Annotated in this window: 25 protein-coding genes; 14 read left to right on the forward strand and 11 right to left on the reverse strand. The window is 66.0% G+C overall.

Translation table 11 applies throughout. The features are described 5' to 3' along the window. Positions 1-10 precede the first annotated feature (10 nt). From ccoO to AC1DYS_RS10005, 9 genes are all read left to right on the forward strand, one after another. Positions 11-652: a cytochrome-c oxidase, cbb3-type subunit II gene (ccoO, locus tag AC1DYS_RS09965; protein WP_477898501.1), complete on the forward strand. Its 642-nt coding sequence runs from the start codon at positions 11-13 to the stop codon at positions 650-652. Positions 653-664: 12 nt separating this feature from the next. Beyond that, a complete protein-coding gene (locus AC1DYS_RS09970) occupies positions 665-841 on the forward strand; it encodes a cbb3-type cytochrome oxidase subunit 3 (RefSeq protein ID WP_477898503.1) in 177 nt (58 codons plus the stop codon). Further along, a complete protein-coding gene (gene ccoP, locus AC1DYS_RS09975; RefSeq protein WP_477898505.1) occupies positions 834-1748 on the forward strand; it encodes a cytochrome-c oxidase, cbb3-type subunit III in 915 nt (304 codons plus the stop codon). The genes AC1DYS_RS09970 and ccoP overlap by 8 nt, the downstream gene beginning before the upstream one ends. A 12-nt stretch (positions 1749-1760) precedes the next feature. Next, positions 1761-3215 carry a cytochrome c oxidase accessory protein CcoG gene (ccoG, locus tag AC1DYS_RS09980; RefSeq protein WP_477898507.1) on the forward strand — a complete coding sequence of 485 codons (1455 nt, stop codon included), beginning with the start codon at positions 1761-1763 and terminating at the stop codon, positions 3213-3215. 25 nt (positions 3216-3240) lie between these two features. Next, positions 3241-3474 carry a nitrogen fixation protein FixH gene (locus tag AC1DYS_RS09985; protein ID WP_477898509.1) on the forward strand — a complete coding sequence of 78 codons (234 nt, stop codon included), beginning with the start codon at positions 3241-3243 and terminating at the stop codon, positions 3472-3474. A gap of 19 nt (positions 3475-3493) precedes the next feature. Next, on the forward strand, positions 3494-3742 hold the full coding sequence (locus AC1DYS_RS09990) for a hypothetical protein (RefSeq protein ID WP_477898511.1): 249 nt from the start codon (positions 3494-3496) through the stop codon (positions 3740-3742). A 154-nt stretch (positions 3743-3896) separates the two neighbouring features. Then, positions 3897-5252, forward strand: coding sequence for an oxygen-independent coproporphyrinogen III oxidase (hemN, locus tag AC1DYS_RS09995; RefSeq protein WP_477899608.1), 1356 nt, complete (start codon positions 3897-3899; stop codon positions 5250-5252). A 12-nt stretch (positions 5253-5264) separates the two neighbouring features. Continuing rightward, a complete protein-coding gene (locus AC1DYS_RS10000) occupies positions 5265-5969 on the forward strand; it encodes an urease accessory protein UreH domain-containing protein (protein ID WP_477898513.1) in 705 nt (234 codons plus the stop codon). 55 nt (positions 5970-6024) lie between these two features. Then, positions 6025-6339 (forward strand): high-potential iron-sulfur protein, encoded by a 315-nt coding sequence (locus AC1DYS_RS10005; protein ID WP_477898515.1) that lies wholly within the window; start codon positions 6025-6027, stop codon positions 6337-6339. Positions 6340-6370: 31 nt separating this feature from the next. Here the strand turns inward: AC1DYS_RS10005 and AC1DYS_RS10010 are convergent, their stop codons facing one another. The 3 genes from AC1DYS_RS10010 to AC1DYS_RS10020 form a co-directional block, all read right to left on the reverse strand. Then, positions 6371-6865: a hemerythrin domain-containing protein gene (locus tag AC1DYS_RS10010; protein WP_477898517.1), complete on the reverse strand. Its 495-nt coding sequence runs from the start codon at positions 6863-6865 to the stop codon at positions 6371-6373. 150 nt (positions 6866-7015) lie between these two features. Then, the gene (locus AC1DYS_RS10015) at positions 7016-7585 is read right to left on the reverse strand and encodes an isochorismatase family protein (protein ID WP_477898519.1); all 570 of its coding nucleotides are present in this window, start codon (positions 7583-7585) and stop codon (positions 7016-7018) included. Between the two features lie 59 nt (positions 7586-7644). Further along, on the reverse strand, positions 7645-8112 hold the full coding sequence (locus AC1DYS_RS10020; protein ID WP_477898521.1) for a Rossmann-fold NAD(P)-binding domain-containing protein: 468 nt from the start codon (positions 8110-8112) through the stop codon (positions 7645-7647). A gap of 242 nt (positions 8113-8354) precedes the next feature. Between AC1DYS_RS10020 and AC1DYS_RS10025 the strand changes: the two genes are divergently transcribed. After that, entirely contained in the window at positions 8355-9149 is a 795-nt protein-coding gene (locus AC1DYS_RS10025; protein ID WP_477898523.1) for a Crp/Fnr family transcriptional regulator, read from the forward strand. A gap of 4 nt (positions 9150-9153) precedes the next feature. Here AC1DYS_RS10025 and AC1DYS_RS10030 read toward each other — a convergent pair whose 3' ends face one another. The 3 genes from AC1DYS_RS10030 to AC1DYS_RS10040 form a co-directional block, all read right to left on the reverse strand. After that, positions 9154-11244 (reverse strand): ATP-binding protein, encoded by a 2091-nt coding sequence (locus AC1DYS_RS10030; RefSeq protein ID WP_477898525.1) that lies wholly within the window; start codon positions 11242-11244, stop codon positions 9154-9156. Continuing rightward, positions 11241-11969, reverse strand: coding sequence for a response regulator (locus AC1DYS_RS10035; protein ID WP_477898527.1), 729 nt, complete (start codon positions 11967-11969; stop codon positions 11241-11243). Before AC1DYS_RS10035 ends, AC1DYS_RS10030 begins: the two co-directional genes overlap by 4 nt. A gap of 142 nt (positions 11970-12111) precedes the next feature. Next, the gene (locus tag AC1DYS_RS10040; protein ID WP_477898529.1) at positions 12112-12534 is read right to left on the reverse strand and encodes a universal stress protein; all 423 of its coding nucleotides are present in this window, start codon (positions 12532-12534) and stop codon (positions 12112-12114) included. 320 nt (positions 12535-12854) lie between these two features. Between AC1DYS_RS10040 and AC1DYS_RS10045 the strand changes: the two genes are divergently transcribed. Beyond that, positions 12855-13322, forward strand: a complete 468-nt coding sequence (locus AC1DYS_RS10045; RefSeq protein WP_477898531.1) for an NAD(P)H-dependent oxidoreductase — start codon at positions 12855-12857, stop codon at positions 13320-13322. A 52-nt stretch (positions 13323-13374) separates the two neighbouring features. Here AC1DYS_RS10045 and AC1DYS_RS10050 read toward each other — a convergent pair whose 3' ends face one another. Further along, positions 13375-14040, reverse strand: a complete 666-nt coding sequence (locus AC1DYS_RS10050) for a Crp/Fnr family transcriptional regulator (protein WP_477898533.1) — start codon at positions 14038-14040, stop codon at positions 13375-13377. A gap of 235 nt (positions 14041-14275) precedes the next feature. After that, complete coding sequence (locus AC1DYS_RS10055) at positions 14276-14464, reverse strand: YgaP family membrane protein (RefSeq protein ID WP_477898535.1); 189 nt, start codon at positions 14462-14464, stop codon at positions 14276-14278. Between the two features lie 143 nt (positions 14465-14607). Here AC1DYS_RS10055 and AC1DYS_RS10060 point away from each other — a divergent pair, with 143 nt between their 5' ends. Continuing rightward, positions 14608-15054, forward strand: coding sequence for a universal stress protein (locus AC1DYS_RS10060; RefSeq protein ID WP_477898537.1), 447 nt, complete (start codon positions 14608-14610; stop codon positions 15052-15054). A 70-nt stretch (positions 15055-15124) separates the two neighbouring features. On the opposite strand, the gene AC1DYS_RS10065 is transcribed toward AC1DYS_RS10060, so the two are convergent. Then, positions 15125-15868, reverse strand: coding sequence for an SDR family oxidoreductase (locus tag AC1DYS_RS10065; protein ID WP_477898539.1), 744 nt, complete (start codon positions 15866-15868; stop codon positions 15125-15127). Between the two features lie 100 nt (positions 15869-15968). On the opposite strand from AC1DYS_RS10065, the gene AC1DYS_RS10070 reads away from it, so the two are divergent. Next, positions 15969-16865, forward strand: a complete 897-nt coding sequence (locus AC1DYS_RS10070) for an AraC family transcriptional regulator (RefSeq protein ID WP_477898541.1) — start codon at positions 15969-15971, stop codon at positions 16863-16865. Positions 16866-16933: 68 nt separating this feature from the next. Here AC1DYS_RS10070 and fnr read toward each other — a convergent pair whose 3' ends face one another. Together fnr and AC1DYS_RS10080 are read right to left on the reverse strand one after the other, a co-directional pair. After that, the gene (gene fnr, locus AC1DYS_RS10075) at positions 16934-17671 is read right to left on the reverse strand and encodes a fumarate/nitrate reduction transcriptional regulator Fnr (protein WP_477898543.1); all 738 of its coding nucleotides are present in this window, start codon (positions 17669-17671) and stop codon (positions 16934-16936) included. A 119-nt stretch (positions 17672-17790) separates the two neighbouring features. After that, a complete protein-coding gene (locus AC1DYS_RS10080) occupies positions 17791-18582 on the reverse strand; it encodes a YoaK family protein (protein WP_477898545.1) in 792 nt (263 codons plus the stop codon). 149 nt (positions 18583-18731) lie between these two features. Here AC1DYS_RS10080 and AC1DYS_RS10085 point away from each other — a divergent pair, with 149 nt between their 5' ends. Further along, on the forward strand, positions 18732-19325 hold the full coding sequence (locus tag AC1DYS_RS10085) for an RNA polymerase sigma factor (protein WP_477898547.1): 594 nt from the start codon (positions 18732-18734) through the stop codon (positions 19323-19325). Positions 19326-19328: the final 3 nt, after the last annotated feature.

Raw genomic sequence — 19328 nt, forward strand, 5'->3', positions numbered from 1 at the left:
AAAGAACACCATGGCTCAACAGCACAAGACACACGACACCCCCGAGCGCGGCTTCAGCCACGAGAAGATCGAGACCAACAACTTTCTGATGATCGTGCTCATCCTGCTCGTCGTGGCGGTGGGCGGCTTCGTCGAGATCGTTCCGCTGTTTTTCCAGCGCTCGACCACGCAGGCGGTCGAAGGGCTCAAGCCCTACACCGCACTGCAGCTCGCCGGGCGCGACATCTATGTCCGGGAGGGTTGCTACAACTGCCACTCGCAGATGATCCGGCCCTTCCGCTCCGAGACGCTGCGCTACGGCCACTACTCGACGGCCGGTGAGTTCGTCTACGACCACCCGTTCCAGTGGGGCAGCAAGCGCACCGGGCCCGACCTGCACCGCGTGGGTGGCAAGTACAGCGACGAGTGGCACCGCCTGCACCTCGAGAACCCGCGCGACCTGGTGCCCGAATCGAACATGCCGGCCTATCCGTGGCTCGCCAAGACGCGCGTCGATGCGGAGTCGCTGCCCACGCACCTGAAAGCGTTGCGTGCTGTCGGCGTGCCGTACACCGACGCCGAGATTGCTGCCTCTGCCGAGGCCGTGCAGAACCAGACCGAGCTCGATGCACTCGTCGCCTACCTGCAGGTGATGGGCACCGCGCTCAAGTGAGAAAGAAGAACCATGGACGTCAATGACCTTCGGATCGTCGTGACCCTGCTGTCGTTTGTCTGCTTCGCAGGCACCGTGGCCTGGACCGTATCGCGCCGCAACAAGCGGGCCTTCGACGAAGCGGCGCTGATTCCGTTCACCGTCGACGAGTCGGCACCTGTCCCTGCACGAGGGGCAAGCCATGAGTGACTTCTTCAACAACGGCTGGTCCGTCTTCATCGCCGTCGCGACGGTGGTGTCGCTCATCGCCTGCCTGGTGCTGCTGGCCATCGCCAGCAAGCGCAAGGTCATGTCCAGCGACAACAGCACCGGCCACGTGTGGGACGGTGACCTCACCGAACTCAACAACCCTCTGCCGCGCTGGTGGATGATTCTCTTCGTGCTGACCGTGTTCTGCGGCGGCGCGTACCTGTTCCTCTACCCCGGCCTCGGCAGCCACCAGGGCAGCCTGGGCTGGACGAGCCAGCGCGAGTACGAGGCCGAGCAGGCCGAGGCCCAGAAGGCGATGGCCGGCGTGTACGCGGGCTACATGGCGCAGACCGCCGAGGTGCTGGCCAAGAACCCTGCGGCCATGGGCATCGGCGAACGCCTCTTCATCAACAACTGCGCGGCCTGCCACGGGTCGGACGCACGCGGCAGCAAGGGCTTCCCGAACCTGACCGACACCGACTGGCTCTACGGCGGCTCGCTCGAGACCATCAAGCAGACCATCACCAACGGCCGCCAGGGCATGATGCCGCCGATGGCCGCAGCCGTGGGCGGCGCACAGGACGTGAGCGATGTCGCCCACTACGTGCTGAGCCTGTCGGGCAGCCCGTACAACTCGATCCAGGCCTACTCGGGCAAGAAGAAGTTCGGCGCCTGCGCAGCCTGCCACGGTGTCGACGGCAAGGGCAACCAGGCCCTGGGTGCGCCCAACCTCACCGACAAGGTGTGGCTGCATGGCTGGGGCGAAGACGCCATCACCGCGATGGTCAACAAGGGCAAGACGAACGTGATGCCGGCGCACGGCAAGCGCCTGTCGCCGGAGCAGATCCACGTGCTCGGAGCCTACGTGTGGAGCCTGTCGCAGTCGCCTGCGGTGGCCAACCCTTAAGGCGGCATCTGCATGGCCGGCTCGCGCGTCATTCCGATCGCCGCCGCTCAGGCGGTCACCGATGCCGAAGGCGAGACGGTCTGGCTGTACGAGAAGCAGAAGAAGATCTACCCCCGCTCGGTGACGGGTTGGTTCGCCAAGTGGCGCTGGGCCATGGTGTGGATCACCCAGCTCGTGTTCTACGGGCTGCCCTGGCTCACCTGGAACGACCGGCCTGCGGTGCTGTTCGAGTTGGCCTCGCGCCGCTTCTACATCTTCGGGCTGGTGCTGCACCCGCAGGACTTCATCTACCTCACCGCGCTGCTGGTGCTCAGCGCGCTGTCGCTGTTCCTCTTCACCGCGGTGGCGGGGCGGCTGTGGTGCGGCTTTGCCTGCCCGCAGACCGTCTACACGGAAATCTTCCTCTGGGTCGAGCGCCACACCGAAGGTGACCGCATCGCCCGCATGCGGCTCGACGCGGCGCCGTGGTCGCTCGACAAGCTGTGGCGCAAAGGCGCGAAGCAGGGCGCCTGGATCACCCTCAGCCTGTGGACGGGTTTCACCTTCGTCGGCTACTTCACGCCCATCCGCGCCTTGTGGGCCGAGGCATTCACCCTGGGATTCGGGCCTTGGGAATGGTTCTGGGTGCTGTTCTACGGCTTCGCCACCTACGGCAACGCCGGCTACCTGCGCGAGCAGGTCTGCACCTACATGTGCCCCTACGCGCGCTTCCAAAGCGCGATGTTCGACCGCGACACCATGATCGTCAGCTACGACACCGAGCGTGGCGACCCACGCGGTTCGCGCGGGCGCAAGGTCGACCCGCGCAAGGAAGGCCTGGGCGACTGCATCGACTGCGGGCTGTGTGTGCAGGTCTGCCCGACTGGCATCGACATCCGCCAGGGCCTGCAGTACCAGTGCATCAGCTGCGCCGCCTGTGTGGACGTGTGCGACGGCGTGATGGACAAGATGGCCTACCCGCGCGGGCTGATCCGCTTTGCCACGCAGAACGGGTTGGCCAAGCACTGGAGCCGTGCGCAGACGCTCAAGCGCGTGTTCCGGCCCCGCGTGCTCATCTACGGCAGCGTGCTCGCACTCATCGCCACCGGCTTCGTGGCCAGCCTCGCGCTGCGCAGCCCCTTCCGCGTGGACGTGGTGCGCGACCGCGGCGTGCTGGCGCGCATGGTCGGCGAAGGGCAGATCGAGAACGTGTACCGCCTGCAGGTGATGAACGCCACCGAATCGGCGCAGCACTACCGCGTGACGCTGGCCGGTTTGCCCGACGCGGTGGTCACCTCCCACGCCGACTTCGAGGTCGGCCCGGCGCAGGCGCGCTGGCTGGCCGTGAGCGTGCGCATCCCACCCGAAAGCGCGCGTGCCGTGGGGTCGGGCGTGCACCCGGTCCAGTTCCATGTCGAGCGCGTTGCGCGAGGCGGCGAGTCGTCTGCAGCCGTGCACGAGAAATCAACTTTTGTGGTTCCGCGATGAACCCGATTACCGAGAGAGGCAGCTCATGACATCAGCGACGAAACCCGACACGAAGGCGCAGCCCTGGTGGCGCTTCGGCATGGTGTGGCTGGTGATCGCCGGCCCGGCCGTGGTGGTGGTAGCGAGCTTCGCCACCTTGCGCCTGGCCCTCGTCCATGGCGACCAGGTGATCAACGAGCCGCCGGCGCAGACGCAATACGACGACTCGCACACGCCCGCGCTCAAGGCGCGCAACCACGCGGCCACGCCGCGTCCGTGACAGCACCATGACCACGGTGATGAAGCGACGCGCGTTGCAGATCCTCTGGCCGGCCTTCCTGATGGCCGGCGTGATGGAGGCGTTGCTGTTCGTCGTCGTCGACCCGAGCGACCTCCAGTGGTTCGGCGCCACGCCGCTCGACTGGTCGCGGCAGGCCGTCTACACCGTGACCTTCATGCTGTGCTGGGGCGTGATCGCCACCTCCGGCGCACTGACCCTGCTGCTGGTCGGCAAGGCCGACGAGCCGGACTGCAGTGAGCCGCTGTGACGGGAGGCTGCTGAACTGCAGCCTCCGCGATTGATCCACGTCAAGCGGGTCGCGGCCTGCCTTGGGCACAGTGGCGGGCATGAGCTCCACCACCACCCGTTCCGCTGAAGAAACCGCATCGCCCACCTCCGTCTCGGCCGGCATCACCACCGAGATGCTGCAGCGCCTGGACGTGCCCGGCCCGCGCTACACCTCATACCCCACCGCCGACCGCTTTGTCGACGGCTTCGGCGCGGCCGATCTCGGGGCCGCGCTGCAGCGACGCGCCACGGCGACCGCAAGCCCGCCGCTGTCGCTGTACGTTCACATTCCCTTCTGCGAATCGATCTGCTACTACTGCGCCTGCAACAAGGTGGTCACGCGCGACCATGGGCGTGCGGCCGCCTACCTGGTCGCGCTGGAGCAGGAGATGGCACTGTATGCGCAGGCACTGGGTGCGCGACGCAGCATCTCGCAGTTGCACTTTGGCGGCGGCACACCCACCTTCCTCAGCGACCAGGAGCTTCGCCGCCTGATGGCATCGCTGCGCCGCGCATTCGACATCGCCCCCGGTGCCGAGATGTCGATCGAGGTCGACCCGCGCACCGTCACGCGTCAGCGCCTGCAGCACCTGGCCGGCCTGGGCTTCAACCGCCTCAGCTTCGGCGTGCAGGACTTCGACGAGCGCGTGCAACGTGCCGTGCACCGCCTGCAGCCTCACGACGCCGTGCGTGATCTCGTCATCGCAGCGCGCGAGATCGGTTTCGAATCCATCAACATGGACCTGATCTATGGCCTGCCGCTGCAGACGCCCGAGTCATTCGCCCGCACCATTGCGCAGGTCAGCGCGCTGCGGCCCGACCGCATCGCGCTGTATGCCTATGCGCACCTGCCGCAGCGCTTCAAGCCGCAGCGCCGCATCCAAACGACCGAGCTGCCACCGGCGGGCGACCGTGTCGAGATGCTCGGCATGGCGATCAGCGGCTTCCTCGAGCATGGCTACGACTACATCGGCATGGACCATTTCGCACTGCCGACCGACGCGCTGAACGTGGCCAAGAAGCAGGGGAGGCTGCACCGCAACTTCCAGGGCTACAGCACCCAGCCGGATTGCGACCTGATCGGTCTGGGCGTCTCGGCCATCGGTGAGATGGGCGGCTGCTACAGCCAGAACGCGAAGACCTTGCCCGAATACTACGAGGCGTTGGCGGCAGGCCGCCTGCCGGCGGTGCGTGGCCTGAACCCCGATGCCGATGACAGGCTGCGGCGCCAGATCATCATGTCGCTCATGTGTCAGGGCAGCGTCGACCTCGACGCCATCGAGCGGCAGCACCGCATTGACGCGCGGCTGTACTTCTTCGACGAACTGGTGCGGCTGCAAGCGCTGGCTGAAAAAGGGCTGATCGAGCTCAGCGACGGTGTCGTGACCGTCACGCGCACCGGCTGGTTCTTCGTGCGCGCCGTGGCCATGGTGTTCGACCGCCACCTGCATGCCGCGCGCGACAGCGAGCGTTTCTCGCGCATCGTCTAAGGGCGACCCGAGATGGATGCAGCGCTCGTGCTCAGCGGCGTGCTGATGGGCGCCGCAGGCATACCCCACTGCATGGCGATGTGCGGCGCGTCCAGCTCGGCGGTGCTCGGCCCCTGCAGCCGGTCTGGGAACGGGGGCGCGGCGAGCCTGGCCTTTCACCTCGGGCGCGTCGCGAGCTATGCGGCCGCGGGTGCAGTGGCTGCGTCCAGCGTCGTGATGCTTCGCGTGCTTGGCGACTTCTCCCCGGCCCTGCGGCCGCTGTGGACGCTGGTGCACGTGGCCGCACTGGCGCTCGGCCTGTGGCTGCTGGTGACCGGCCGTCAACCGGCCCGGATGTCAGCGCAGCCGCGTGCGTTGCCGCAAAAACTCGTTCGAGAAGGCTGGCAGCGTGTGACAGGCCCGGCTCGTGCGGGTGCCGTCGGCGCTGCCTGGGTCGCCTGGCCATGCGGGCTGCTGCAGTCAGCGTTGATCGTTGCGACGCTGGCCAGCTCGGCCACCGGCGGCGCGATGGTGATGGGCGGCTTCGCGCTGGCCTCGTCGTCGGGTCTGTGGGCAGCCAGCCGCATCGTCTTGCATGGGTCAGGCCGAGGCGTGCTCGGTCTCGTGAGTGGTGCCTGGGTGGTCCGCTTCTCCGGCGCGTGCCTCGCGGCAGCATCGGCTTGGGCCTTGGGGCATGGCCTGTGGCAACGGGTCGTGGCGTTGTGTTTCTCGGCCTGAACCGCTGGCGCGCGTGTCGAGCGGAACGGGTTGATCTCTCATTGATGGGGAAGTTATGAAAACGCGACGTCTATTCCTGCAAATGTTGCCGGCCGGCGGGGCCACATGGCTGCTTCCGCAGCCCGCCTTTGCCCAGCAGTACTCACGCCTTGAAGAATCCGACCCGCGCGCCGTGGCGGTGGGCTACGTCGAAGACGCGGCGCGCGTCGACGCGAGGAAGTACCCGAAGTACCGGCCCGGCCAGCTCTGCACCACCTGCGACCTGTACCTGGCCAAGCCCACGCAACCCTGGGCACCGTGCACCTTGTTCCCGAAGCGCGTGGTGGCCGGCAAGGGCTGGTGCGATGCGTTTCGGACGCGGAGCACCTGAGACCCTGCGCCGAAGGTGGCGTGATCGAGGGTTAGTTGGCCTCCACCACCGTGGCCGGCGCGCACGCCGCCGACCCGCAGCCTCGAATCTCGTTGACCGGCAATAGTTCGGGGCGCGACACGTCGCCGGTCGCGATGTCGAACCCGATCCCGCGCAAGTGCAACGCCAACGCAGCGTCCATGCTTTGTGCGTGTTGCGGGAACCAGATTGCCAGTTCATGCGCCATCTGGCGGATCACGTGCAGTTGGCCGGTTTTGCCCTGAACGAGTCCTTCGCGCATCACGCCCAGCACCACCTTGTGCTGGGTCGAGTGGCAGTTGCCGGAGGCGAAGTGCGCTTGGCGCATCCAGCGGTCTTCCTGTGCGAAGTGCTCGTCCGTGTGGTCGATCAACGCCGCCCAGGCTTCTACGAGGCCGTCGTCGGGGGCGTCAGCGGCAATGGCAAGCAGGTCGACGAACTCGCGGTGCGTCTCGTCCATCAGAGGCAGGTTCAGCGAGAGGGCGTCGGACCAAAGCAGTTCGGTCATCGGTGTTTCCTTTGGGAGTAGCAGGGAGCAGAAGGCCTGTCGGGCTTGCTCCCACGATCGCGGACATCGTCGGCGTCAGTGGGAACTCATGGACGCATGGTGCAGCGGCGGGTACGCCGGTGTCTTTGACATGCATCAGTCAGGTATCGTTCAACCCCGGGTGCGGCACCAGTCACCGATGGCCTGATTGGCGGAGCAAACCTCGATGCCTGAGGCGGCCAATGCAGCCAACGAAACGCCTTGGACGGTGGTGGCGGCGTACGCAGTGCCTTCTGGGCCGGATCGAGAAAAGGTGGCACAGGCATCACCCACGACGATCGTCACGTAGCCCAGATCTTTGGCTTCTCTGGCCGTGGCGGTGACGCATGCATCTGTTGCCATGCCGACGATCACCAAGGCGCTGGGATTGATGTCTTGCAGCGCCCGAAGAAGCTCGGTGCTCTTGAGCGCGCTGTTCGTGTACTTCCGGAAGACGGTCTCGCTTTCGAGCGGCGCAAGCTCCTGCTTGATGGCATTGCCCGCACTGCCTTCGGCGAGCGGCGAGTTCGGCCGCCGAGAGATGTGCTGGGTGTACAGGACCGGTTGGGCGGCATTGCGCCAGGCACTGAGCAGACGCTGGACGTTGACCTCGCAGTGTGCGTTGCAGCGCTCGCCGTACTGCGGATCGTCAAGCCCGCTCTGCATGTCAACCAGGATCAATGCAACGGCACGCTCGCTCACGTTGATGCTCCACGCAGTGAATGTGCTCCGCAGCTTGCCAGAATCCGGCGCTGAACGCGTTATGCCATCGCCGTCAGCAGCAGCGCCTGCAGCGTGAAGTTGGGCTCCTCGTTCGTCTCGAAGTGTTGATGGCAAGCCAGGTCATTAAAGACCGGCCTGCCGGTAGTGCGCTCCAGCCGTTCCACGGCGTCCGACGCGACGCCGTGGCAGTCGATGGCGTCGTAGAGGCGGCCGAGCAGGTGACCCAGCGCGTCGGGGGCGCGGGTTGAGACATCCAGCGCCTCGCTGGGGCGGATGTGGGTCACCTGCGCTCCCAGTTCACCGGCGGCGCGGCGAAAGAGTTCGAGGTGCGGGCAGGTGGCGTCTTCGCACAGCACCGCCAGGTTCTTGCCGCGGAGCGACTGCAGCGGATGACCTGCGCGAGCGGACCGTTCCAGTGCGGACGCCATGTCGAACACGCGCTGCCGCTCTGCAGCGGGCAGGGTGTCAAGCGACCAGCGCTTGTGAAGTTGGGGTGCGTGTTGCATGGGCGAGAAAGTCGATGTGACAAGACTAGTGATCCCGGGCCGCGCCGGCTTGATCGGCATCAAATTCGCTGCTTGAAGGCGCATCGACGGCGTGGGGAATGCTCGAATCCGGCCTGCTGATACACGCCAGACACAGATCGTTCACGCTGTGTTACGCAGCGACGCACGCTGTTGGCACCCTGTTGACGCGGGATTTTTAAGCTCCTGTTCATTCGATACACACCTAGATGCAGGAGCCCACCATGCTGAACGCCGCCACGATCACCCCGAGCCTGAACATGCCGCATCGGTCTGCCGCTCACCAGCAGGCCGAGCGGCCGCTCGCTGCTCCGCGGGCATCGGGCACCAGCCAGCGCATTGCCGATTCGCTGAAGCTCGTGGGCGACACGCTCGCAGTCACGCGCCGGCTTCTGCACGCAGGTGACAAGGTCTACCAGGCCGGCGAGCGCTTCGAGTGCTTGCACATCATCAACTCGGGCATCTTCAAGATCGTGAACCTTTCGGCCGATGGGCGCGAGCAGGTCGTCGCTTTGCAGTTCAAGGGCGACTGGCTGGGCTTCGACGGCATTGCTGCCGGCCACCACGGCTGCGACGCCATCGCCATGGACACCGGCGAGGTGTGGACGGTGCGCTACGACAAGCTGCTGCAGGCCTGTGCCCAGCAGCCGATGCTGATGACGGTGCTGCATGGCGCCATGAGCCGCGAGATGACCCGCGACCGCGACTCCATCCTGTCGATCTGCACCTTGCCGGCCGATGCCCGGGTGGCCGATTTCCTGCGCAACTGGGCCGAGTCACTCTCCGACTGCGGGCTGCGCCACGACCAGATCACGCTGCGCATGACGCGCGCCGAGATCGGCAACTTTCTCGGCATGAAGCTCGAAACGGTGAGCCGCGCGCTGTCACGCCTGGCGCGTGAAGAAGTGATCTGCTTCAGCGAGAACGGCCGCCGCGACGTTCACATCCCCGACCTGGCTTTGCTCGAGGCCTTCATTCAGCGCTGCGTGGCGCCGCAGACACCGACCACGATCCAGTGAGCGGTCAGCGCTCGGCGGGCTGAACGGCCGCGAGCGCCTGGGCCATGGCCGCCTGCAGCTCTTCGCGGCTGTAGGGCTTGGCCAGCAGCTCCCACGAGGCGGGAGCGGTCTGGTTGATGTCGAGCAGCTCGGCGGAGAACCCCGACACCAACAACACCGCCACGCCGGGCCGGCGCGCGAGCACCTCGCGGGCGAGATCTGTGCCGCGCATGCCGGTGCCCAGGGCCACGTCGCTGAGCAGGAGGTCGAACTCGGCATCGGCCGTGAGCCCTTGCAAGGCCTGCTCGGCATTGGCGAATGCGGCCACCATGCAGTCGAGCGCGGCGAGGAAGCGCAGCGCCACCGCGCGCACCTCAGGCTCGTCTTCCACCAGCATCACGCGCAGCTTGGGTGGCAGTGCTCGTGTGGCGGGGTGGGCTTCGCCAGCACCAGGCGCCGCGCCGTGCCGCGGAAGGTAGAGCGTGACGGTCGTGCCGACACCGGGCGCGCTGTCCAGCGTGACCGCACCTTTCGACTGCTTCACGAAGCCGTAGACCGTGCTCAGGCCGAGGCCGGTACCGCGACCGCTTTCCTTGGTGGTGAAGAAGGGCTCGAAAGCGCGTTCCTTCACCGCCTCGGACATGCCGGCTCCGTTGTCTGTGATCGAGATTGAGAGGTAGCCTGATGCAGACCGCTCGTGGGGCGCGAAGTCGTCATGCAGCTCCGGCGGCAGGCTGCCGATGTCGCTGCAGGCGAAGATCAGCTTGCCACCGCCCGGCATCGCGTCGCGGGCGTTGATCGCGATGTTGAGCAGCGCCGATTCGAGCTGCCCGGCATCGGCGACGCCGGCGGGGCAGTGCGCCTCGGCCTGCACCTCGATGCGGATGCGCTGGTCGACGGTGCGCCTGAGCATGTCGGCCAGCGAATGCAGCATGCCGGGCACATCAATGCGGCTCGGGCTCAGCACCTGCCGCCGCGAAAAGGCGAGCAGCTTGCTGGTCAACTCGGCACCGCGCTTGCTGGCGCGCGTGGCGGCTGCCACCAACTGCTGCGTGTGCGCATCGTCGGCAATGGCGGGCACCTCTTCCAGCACCTGCAGGTTGCCCTGGATCACCGTCAGCAGGTTGTTGAAATCGTGGGCGATGCCGCCGGTGAGCTGGCCGACGCTCTCCAGGCGTTGCGCGTGGCTCAGCGTTTCTTCGGTCTGCACCCGCTGCAGCGTGGCGGCGAGCAGGTTGGACAGCGACTCCAGGAAGTGGACCTCGTCGTCACCGAAACGCTGGGCCTGTTTGGACCGAACACTCAGCACCCCCACGCGCTTGCCCCGGTCAGACAGCGGCACGGTCAGCGCGCTCACAAGTCCAGCGGCCAGGTAGTGCGGTGGCACGGTAAATCGCTGCTCGATACGGTAGTCGGGGATGACCGTGTGTTGCGCGGCAGCCATGGCGAAGCCCGCCGGCGTGTCGGCTGTGTTGGGCATGCGCGTGCCCACGCCTTCTTCGGGCAGCAAGCCGGCACCAGCGGCGACAAGAAACTCGAGCTGGTTCGGTTCGAGCAGGAACAGCACCGACATCTCCACCTGCAGCGCCTCCACAGCGACGGCGCACACCTGCTGCAGCAGCACCTGCGGGTCGCGCGCGTCGACGGCCACGCGGCCCATCTGCGCCACGTACTCGCTGTATCGCGCGCGCTGCAGCGCCTGCTTGACGCGCGGGTAAGCGCCGATGCCGCGCACGGCCACCACGACCAGCGGCACCGCGCTGTCGTGAAGCGGGCTGAGCGCGATCTCGACCATCACCTCGCTGCCGTCGAGCCGCTTGGCGACGAGGTCCATCTGCGTGCCCATCGGTCGGGCTCGCGGCTTGTGGGCGTAGGCATGGCGGTACTCGGCATGGCGCGGGCGAATACTGTCGGGCACCAGCACGTCGACGTTCAGGCCGACGAGTTGCCCTGATGCGTAGCCGAACAAGGTGTCGGCGGCCGGGTTGGCGAGCACGATGCGGCCTTGCGCGTCGACCAGCAACAAGGCGTCGGGGTAGGCGCCGAAGATCGAGCGGAAGATGGACTGCGGGTCGATTCCGGCCGGGAGGCCGTCGGGGCCCGAGGGCGTGCTCATGATGTCGTCACGGGCGGCACGAACACATAACCCGCACTGCGAACCGACTTGATGATCTGCGGGTCTTCGGGGTCGGCCTCGATCTTCTTGCGCAGGCGGCCCACTTGCACGTCGATCGTCCGGTCGAAGGGCGCTGCTTCGCGTCCGCGCGTTTGCTCGAGCAAGAAGTCGCGTGACAGCACGCGCCCCGGGTGGGTGGCAAAGGCGCTCAACAAGTCGAACTCGCCTGAGGTCAGCGTCACTGTGGCGCCTTGCGGGCCCTCGAGCCGCCGAGCGGCGGTGTCGAGCCGCCAGCCGGCGAAGCACAGCACGGTGGATGTGGTCTGCGCAGGCGCTTGCGCAACTGCCGCCGGTGCGGACTCGATGCGGCGCATCACCGCCTTGACTCGCGCGACGAGCTCGCGCATGTCGAACGGCTTGGTCACGTAGTCGTCGGCACCGATCTCCAGGCCCACGACCTTGTCGACCGCATCGCCGCGGCCGGTCACGATCACCAGCCCGCAGTGCCAGTGCTCGCGCAGCTGGCGGGCGATGACAAAGCCGTCTTCACCCGGCAAGCCCAGGTCGAGCAGCACGAGCGACGGTGGGTCCGACGCCATCAGGGCCATCAGCGCGCGGCCCGAGTGCAGCGGGGTCACGCGATAACCATGGCTGGCCAGGTAGTTGGCCAACAGGGTGGTGATGTCGACGTCGTCGTCGACGATGGCAATGTGGGTGCTTGTCACGGGCCGTCTGCGAAGGGGGATCGGGGCATCCCGCCCGGCCGGGCGAGGGTGCCTAGGTTACCCGTTTCGCAAGAGCCCACCAATCACGGGGCGCGAGCCTGACCGTGGCGCTCTGTCCCTGAGGTTTCCCTGGTGAGGCCACTTAGCGAATGATCAGCATCGGCGTCTTGCAGCGCGCCATGACGCCGTGGACCACCGACCCGAGCACCAGTGAGCCGAGCGTCGAGTGGCCGTGCGAGCCCATCACGAGCAGGTCGAAATCGCCTTCCTTGGCCGCGGTGGAAATGGCCTCTGCCGCATGGCCGGTGGTCTGGATGGTGTTGACGGTCCAGCCCTGCTGGGCGGCGAAGGCCAGCACAGGATTCAGCACCTCGTCGGCCTTCTCCTTGTAGTAGCCATTGATCGTTCCGCGGTCGATGAAGTGGCTGACCTCGTGGGGCAGGGAGGTGACCACCGTCATCACGGAGAAGCGATTCTCCGGGCCGATCAGTTCGTCGTGAGCGGCCAGGTAGGCCAGCATGTGCTTGGTGAATTTGCTGCCATCGACAGCCAACAGGATTTTCATGGTGTGCCTTTCAAGGTTGCTTGAACWCGGGCTAGGGTCTTCCTCGCCTTCATGCTTGGCAGCGTAGGCGGAACGGCGCGCAAAGCCTTGATGCAGCGCAATGTCGACCACACGCGCTGGGATTCGATGCCGGCGTTGATCCGCCTCAAGGCCTGTGCATGCGGGCGTGCCTAGGCTGCAGCGCATGAACACTAGCACCAGCACAAAGCGCCTGCTCGTCGTGCAGGGACACCCCGACGGGACGCGGGCCCACCTCTGCCACGCGCTGGCCGATGCCTATGTGAAAGGGGCCGAGGGGCGCGGGCCACCAGGTGCGCCGCGTGACCGTCAGCGCGCTCGACTTTTCCCTGCTGCGCAGCCAGGCCGAGTGGGAGCAGGGCGTGCTGCCGCCGGGCCTGGTCGACGCCCAGCAAGCCATCGCATGGGCCGAGCACATCGTGATCGTGTTTCCCTTGTGGCTGGGCGGCATGCCCGCGCTCCTGAAAGGCTTTCTCGAGCAGGTAGCGCGCCCGGGCTTTGCGCTCGGCAAGTCCGACGGGAAGGGCTTGCCCGAGAAACTCTTGGCCGGCCGTTCGGCGCGGCTGGTGGTGACGATGGGCATGCCGGCGCTTGTGTACCGCTGGTACTTCCGTGCGCACAGCCTGAAGGCGCTGGAGCGCAACATCCTCGGGTTCGTGGGCATCGCGCCGGTTCGCGAAACGCTGGTCGGCATGGCCGGCAACCTGGACCAGAAGCACGCCGACCGCTGGTTGACCAAACTGCATGCGCTGGGCCGCGAGGGCGGCTGATTGACGAGCCGAGGCCGACCGTCCAACTCGCTCTTCGCAGGTCGCGGAACCTTCAGAGCGTCGGCTGCACCGCGACGGATCTGGCTTGGACGAAGGCCTGCAGGGCCGGTAGATGCAGCACCTCGATGCAGCGGTGTGCGGCATCCGAGAAGCCGATCAAGCCCTCGTGCTTCAGGTGCGACAGCGCCCGGCTGACGCTCTCGATCGTCATGCCCAGCAGCTCGGCGATGTCGTGGCGCGCCAGCGGCAAGTTGACTGCGACGCGTGTGCCCGAGTCTCCGGGATGCGAGCGCTCGATCAAGTCGAGCAGGAAGCGCCCCATTCTTTCGGTGACAGGCAGACGCCGCCACGCGGTCGCGACCTGGCGGTGCCGTGCCATTTCGCGCCCCATCTCGGCATGCAAGGCTTGCAGCAGCGACGGCCAGGCACGCAGGGCGTTCAGCAGCTCGTCGTAGTCGATGCAGGCCAGCTGGGTGTCGCAGAGCGCGATGGCGCTCCATTCATAGGCACCGCCGGCGATGCCGTCGAATCCGAGCCAGTCGGGCGACAGGTGGAGCGCGGCCACGCGCGTTCGCCCGTCAAGGCAATCGCGCGTTGTCTTGAGCGCGCCGCTGGTGACGACGAACAGCGTGGTGAACGGGTTGCCTGACGCATAGACGACGTCTCCGGCATGCACGAGCCGCCGGGTCACCTGGACGCGATCGCGCAGCAGGCTCAACAGTGCAGAGCTTGGCCCAGCGCTTTGCATCGGCGCCCGGTACGAATTCAATGAGATCACGTTCGCTGCCACGGATGACTCTCTCAATCGGCGTGAGTGAGGAACCACGACAGCGCGCCGACGATGATCGCGGCCAGCAAGCCCAGAGCGACCAAGCCCACGCCGATCCACTTCAACCATTCGATCCAGTCCATCGGCCTCTCCTGGTTGTCAGCTCCTGAGTGAACCTTGCGCGCTATCGCCTGCAAGTCGACACGCCGAAGAGGCTGTAGAGCGGGCAGCTCGCGATCGCACCGGTGAGCAGTGGCACCAGGCCGATGAGACCCCAGTAGCCGATGACGCCGGAGAGGCTCAGGCCGAGCAGCGCAAGCCCCAGCAGGATGCGCAGACCGCGATCGATGTTGCCGACGTTGAGGGTACCCATGGTGAGCTCCGGTGAATCTGCCCTGCGGGGTGCAAGCGCTGAAGGAATCTTCTGCGCGCCAGCGACATAGGACTTTGATTCAGCGCAAGCAATGCGGAGTGCGTGCAGCCGAAACTGGCGCATCTGTTCAACGGGAGACCCTCATGTATTCGCGCATCCTGGTGCCGATCGACGACAGCGCTCCGGCACAACGCGGCCTCTATGAGGCCGTCGTCCTGGCCCGCGCCCTCGGCTCGCAACTTCACTTCTTGCACGTGGTCGACCTGCGTGCGTTGATCTCCAGCGGTGCCGGCTACTCGCCTGTTCCACAGCTGATCGACGACTGGAAAGCCATGGGCGAACTGCACGTCGCCAAGGCCGTCGAGCGAGCGCGCGAGCAGGGCGTGGCGGCAGACAGCGCGGTGATGTGCGACCCCGCCTTGCGGGTGTGCGACGCCATCCTCGAAGAAGCCAAACGCAGCAAGGCCGAGCTGATCGTGATGGGCACACATGGCCGCCGCGGTCTCACGCGCGTAGCGCTGGGCAGCGACGCCGAACTGGTGCTGCGCGAAAGCGCGGTGCCGGTGTTGCTGGTGCGGGCTGCGGCCTGAGCTAAGAAGAAACTCGAACTCGTTCCCTCAGCTCATTTGCCGCAAAACGGCCCCAGAGCATCTCGTTCCATCACTTCGCGTTCGCCAACGCAACAGCATCCGCCCCGGCCGCGAAGTGCAACCGCTCCGACGTGTCGTTCGCCGCCTCCCACACCGCCTGCGCAACGTCCAACGGATCGGTGGTCACGGAGACCTTGGCAAACCCGGCGAACACGCCTTGCGCATAGGCCGCGTACGGTTCGGTGATGAGCCCTTGCATGCGCGGACCGCCGTTCTCCGCGAAGCGGGTGTCCGGGCAGTAGCCTGGCTCGACCAGCTTGACGCGCACGTTGAACTGTTGGAGCTCGTTTGCGAGCGAAGCGGTGAAACCTTCGACTGCCGTCTTGCTCGCGGTGTATGCAGCAACCAGAGGGAACGGCGCCAGCGTCGCACTGGACGTGACGTTGACGATGACGCCAGCCTTGCGCTGCCGGAACTGGGGGAGCACCGACTGTGTCATGGCCATCGCGCCGAAGGTGTTGGTCTCGAAGAGCTCGCGCACAGTCTCCATCGGCGTGGCCTCGAACGCGCCCAGCAGCCCGATGCCTGCGTTGTTCACCAGCACGTCGATGGGGCCGGCTTCCGCGACTGCGGCTGCAATGCTCTCTGGCTTGGTGACATCGAGCGCAAGCACCCGCAGCCGCTCGCGGCGGGGCAGAACGTCTTCGCGAGGGGTTCGCATGGTGGCGATGACTTGCCAGCCACGATCGAGGAAGAAGCGAGCGGTCGCTAGGCCATAGCCGGACGAGCAGCCAGTGATCAGAACGGTTTTCATGAGAGTCCTTTGTGTCGGTTGTGGAGTGGATGAACGATAGCCCGCGAAAACAGGACTGAATACAATTCAGAGTCCACAATTGATTTGCGAAAGTATCGTCATGGTCGACCCCCTCTCTGAAGTCATCTCGCTCCTGGAGCCCGGCACCGTGCTTTCCAAAGGCATCAGCGGCGCCGGTAAGTGGGCCGTTCGTTACTCCGAGTTCGGCCGGCCGAGCTTCTGCGCAGTTCTTGAAGGCTCTTGCCGCTTGATGGTCGACGGGCACGAACCGCTCACGCTGGAAGCGGGCGATTTCGTGCTGATGCCGGCGACTCCGGGTTTCACGATGTCGGGCTTCGAGCCCGCAAAGCCGAAGAAGATGGACCCGACGCTTTCGCAGTCGCCCACGGAAGAATTGCGCCACGGCACGCAGAGTGGTCCACCGGACGTCCGGCTGCTGGGCGGCTACTTCGTCTTCGGTTCGCCCGATGCCGCGCTGATTGTTTCCTTGTTGCCTCAGCTGGTGCACATCCGCGGCGAGAGGCGGCTTGCAGTGATGGTGCAGCTGGTCGGAGAAGAGGCGCGTGAACAACGTTCCGGGCGTGACCTCGTGCTCGCGCGCCTCGTCGAGGTTCTTCTCATCGAAGCGCTTCGCTCGACGACCGGTGCAGCGGCCTCGCCGGGTCTCTTGCGTGGCTTGGCCGATGCGCGCCTCGCGGTGGCCATACGGCAGATGCACGAGCACCCATCGCGATCGTGGACGATCGAGCAACTTGCGAAAGAGTCTGCCCTCTCACGCTCGGCGTTCTTCAATCGCTTCAACCGCACCGTCGGCATCCCGCCGATGGAGTACCTGCTTGCCTGGCGCATGGCCCTGGCGAAGAGCCTAATCCGGCGCAACGAACACTCGCTCGCCGATGTTGCCGAGCGAGTGGGTTACAGCTCCGCAAGCACCTTCAGTACGGCGTTCAGCCGGCATGTGGGTCAACCGCCGGGGAGCTATGCACGCAGCCACTGAGGTGTGTCTTGAGATGCTTCGCCGTTGCCGAGCTTTGCCCGACAGGAGACTCTCAGCGTCTGAGTCGTTCAGAGTTCGACAGTTGCAGCGCCTTCGCCGGCGAACCGCTGAAGCGCTGCGTGGTCCAGGACCTGGATCTGCCGGTCCTTGACCTGTAATACGCCATCGGTCTGGAACTTGGAGAAGCAGCGGCTCACGGTTTCGAGGCGCAGGCCCAGGTAAGTGCCGATCTCTTCGCGCGTCATGCGCAGCACCAGCGACGAATGCGAGAACCCGCGCGCCTGCAGGCGCTGCGTCAGGTTGAGCAGGAAGGCGGCCACGCGTTCTTCGGCGCGCATGCCGCCCAGCAGCAGCATCACCGTGTGGTCGCGCACGATCTCGCGGCTCATGATGCGGTGGAACTGGCGCTGCAGCTCGGTGAATTCGCGTGAGAGCTCTTCCAGTTTTCCATACGAGATCACGCAGACCTGCGAGTCCTCGAGTGCAACGGCATCACAGGCGTGGGTGTTGTCGCAGATGCCGTCCAGCCCCAGCAGCTCGCCCGCCATCTGAAACCCGGTGACCTGCTCACGGCCGTCTTCGGACATCACGCGGGTCTTAAAGAAGCCTGTGCGCACGGCATACATGGCTTCGAAGCTGTCGCCGCTGCGAAAGAGCGCCTCGCCGCGTGGCACGCTGCGGCGCTGGGTGACCAGGCCGTCCAGCCGTTCCAGGTCGGGTGCCGAGAAGCCGACAGGCAGGCACAGCTCCCTGAGGTTGCAGGTCGAGCAGGCAGCTGGCACTGAGGTGGACTTGATCGGCGTCATGGTGAGGCGGTGTTTGCGGCACGGATCGGCCGACCACGGAATTGTTGTGGCCGGTTCACTGCCCGGGTTTGCGCCAGATCAAGGACGAAACCGCTGTGTCCGCGCTTGGCGGAGAGGAGTCAGCGGCCGCGCAGCCGCGTGCGGAATGCGTTGAGCAGCTGCTGAAGTTCGCTCGAGCGCTGGATGTCTCGGAGCAGCGGCGGGATCGACAGACCCATCAGCAACGCCGCCAGCGGAATCACGAAGACGAAGCCGACGTACTTGAAGCCGAAGGCGCCGACGAGCCCGCCGAGCACGAACATCGCGACCAGCCCGCCGACCGTCTGCATGCGAAGGCGGTTATGCCGCACGGCGGATGGCGTGGCGGCGTTGGCATGGCTKTTCCAGTAGAGCATCTTGCCGAGCTCCATGCCGAGGTCGGTGATGTTGCCGGTCATGTGGGTGGTGCGGGTGCTGCCGCGCGAGGTCTTCGACGCGACGGCGTTCTGCAGCCCCATCATGAAAGACAGCAGCAGCACGGTGAGTGGCACGGCGAACGGCGTGGTCCAGGTAAGGGTGATGGCCCCCATCAGGCCGAACGGGAACATGAGCGCGGCTTCCAGCAGCAGCGGCAGGGCGTAGACGCTGTGAAGGTGGCGCTGGCGCCCCCAGTTCACCATCACGGCGCAGACCGCCGCGCCCGAGAGAAAAGCGACGAGGGCGCCCATGGCGTTCAGAAAAAGCTTGGTGTCTCCCAGCACCAGCCCATCGGCCAGCTGCGAAGCAAAGCCGGTCATGTGCGAGGTGTAGAGGTGCAGGACCAGGAACCCGCCCGCGTTGACGGCGCCAGCGTTGAAGGCCAGCAAGAGCCCCAGCGCGTGATTCGTCGACGGGGCCCGGTGCCTGTGGGTCAGGAGTTGAAGTCTGCGCATGGTGGTGTTTGGAGCAGGTTGTACACCGCTTCCCGCGTCCCGGCCAGGAACGGGCGGTCTGCACAGGCGAGACAACAGACGAATTGCGCAATTTTGCGAAAGCATTCGAGCGCTCACAATATTCCCGCCGCTGAAACGTCTTCAGTGGCATGGACCCGCCGAACCCCGCACTGATGACCCACCGAGGCCCCGACCGAGACAGCGTCATCACGGCGACAGTTCTTCGCGAGCGCTCGAAGCTGGGCAACTTCATCCGGCGCAGCGTGCGCGACCAGACGGACGCCGAAGACATCCTGCAGGACGTCTTTTACGAGTTCGTCGAGGCGTATCGGCTTCCGGAGCCGATCGAGCAGGCGAGCGCATGGCTGTTCCGGGTGGCGCGCAATCGCATCATCGACCGCTTCCGCAAGAAGAAGGAGCAGTCGCTGAGCGACGTGACCGGCGACGCCGATGACGACGACGAGAGCGCCTACCGGCTCGACCTCGCATTGCCGTCGCTCGACGCCGGCCCGGAAGCGCAGTACGCACGGCGGCGGCTGCTGGACGCTTTGCAACAAGCGCTCGACGAACTGCCGCCGGAGCAGCGCGAGGTCTTCGTCGCGCATGAGCTCGAAGGCAGCAGCTTCAAGGAACTGGCTTCGCGCAGCGGCGTGCCGCTCAACACATTGCTCGCACGCAAGCGCTATGCGGTTTTGCAATTGCGCGTGCGTCTTCAAACGGTCTACGACGAACTCGATATCTGAAGG

The organism is Rhizobacter sp. P2_G4 (genome assembly GCF_056403575.1).